Here is a 493-nt window from a genome sequence, read left to right on the forward strand (position 1 = left end):
CCTCCCCCGCCGTGCGCGTCCGCCTGCTCACCCACCGCGGGGACCGCCCGCGCTCCCCGCGCGGAGCGGAGCTGCCCGGCGCGGCCGTCTTGCCGCTGCCGCCGCGCGGGCGGGCCGCCGGCGAGCCGGCGCCCGAGGCGCTCCTCACCTCCTCGGTCACCACCCGCGCGTCCGGCGAGCACCTGCGGGTGCGGCTGCGCGGGGAGGTGGACCTGCTGCTGGGCGACGACCTGGCGCTCGTCGTGGACGAGGTGCTGCGGCACTGCCGGGCGCACCCGGGCGCCGGCGTGCACCTGGACGTGCGGGAGGTCACCGCGCTGGACGCGACCGCCGTGCGCTTCGTCGAGCGGGTGCGCCGCGACTGCGCCGACCTCGGCGGGAGCTGCACGACCTCGGCGGCGCGACCGGCCGTCGCCCGGGTGCTGCAGCTGGCCCGCCCCGTCGCCGACGGCCGGCTCCCCGCGTCCTGACGACGCCCCACGACCCCCGCACG

At 81.1% G+C, this 493-nt stretch carries 1 protein-coding gene; it reads left to right on the forward strand.

From position 1 onward, the window contains the following. Positions 1–470, forward strand: a 470-nt coding sequence (locus GTQ99_RS23950; RefSeq protein WP_166618109.1) for an STAS domain-containing protein, incomplete at its 5' end; no start/stop codon positions are given. Positions 471–493 lie beyond the last annotated feature (23 nt).

It is taken from the genome of Kineococcus vitellinus, from assembly GCF_009906315.1.
Classification (GTDB): Bacteria; Actinomycetota; Actinomycetes; order Actinomycetales; family Kineococcaceae; genus Kineococcus; species Kineococcus vitellinus.